This is a genomic window from Belnapia sp. AC561, assembly GCF_979252845.1.
In genome coordinates, this window is sequence record NZ_CEEDBP010000420.1 from 1 (window position 1) to 244 (window position 244).

The following is a 244-nucleotide window of genomic DNA, read 5'->3' on the forward strand; positions in this document are numbered from 1 at the left end:
CTGCAGGAGTACTTCGCCTTCCCCAGCCGCTTCATGTTCTTCGACCTGGCCGGCATCGGCGATGCATTGCGTCGCGTCGGTGGGCAGGAGGTCGAGATCATCCTGCTGTTCTCGCGCGCCAACGGCGTGCTGTCGCAATCGGTCGATGCCAGCTCGCTGGCACTGAACTGCGTGCCGGCCATCAACCTGTTCGAGCAGCGCTGCGATCGCGTGCAGGTCGGCCCCCAGGGGCATGACTATCACG

At 64.8% G+C, this 244-nt stretch carries 1 protein-coding gene; it reads left to right on the forward strand.

Going from position 1 to position 244, the window contains the following annotated elements:
- Positions 1–244: type VI secretion system baseplate subunit TssF (locus tag AC0IW9_RS31685; protein WP_471652250.1), on the forward strand; the 244-nt coding region annotated here is incomplete at both ends.